This is a genomic window from Larkinella sp. C7 (genome assembly GCF_006149005.1).
GTDB lineage: Bacteria > Bacteroidota > Bacteroidia > Cytophagales > Spirosomataceae > Larkinella.
This window is the reverse complement of the sequence record NZ_VBSL01000185.1, coordinates 1-411: the sequence shown is the minus strand read 5'-3', so window position 1 is coordinate 411 and position 411 is coordinate 1. Positions and strand designations below refer to the sequence as shown.

1 protein-coding gene is annotated in these 411 nt (G+C 37.2%); it reads right to left on the bottom strand.

Features of this window, described 5'->3' with window-relative positions; translation table 11 throughout:
• A partial coding sequence (locus FH871_RS35035; protein WP_255516997.1) for an alpha/beta hydrolase-fold protein occupies positions 1-251 on the bottom strand: 251 nt, incomplete at its 3' end.
• Positions 252-411: the final 160 nt, after the last annotated feature.

The window sequence follows — 411 nt, the reverse complement described above, 5'->3', positions numbered from 1 at the left end:
AAACGTTCATTACCTTCATGGCCACATTCCAAGCCGACGACAATCATCTTTTTGGACCAATGTTCCAAGAAATCATAAAGTCCCCAAGATTTACCATAGGTGGCCATCTGGTCGAAAAAGAGGTTCTGGCCATCGAAGAAATACATGACAGGGTAGGATCCTTGGCTATCATAGTAGTCATCAGGAAGATAGATGTGCAGCTTCCGCCATTTATCAAGAGCTGGAAAGTGAAAATCTTTAAACTCAATCATTCTAAATTGACTCCTTTGGCTTATTCTTATTGCATAAGCTTTATTATAGGGCAAAAATCTGCTAGAAACAAATCTTGAGCAGGTAGAAATGCTGATTTTCAGCTATAAAATCACTGATTTTTTTGATATAATAAGGCTTATGGAAATTGAAAAAACCAAC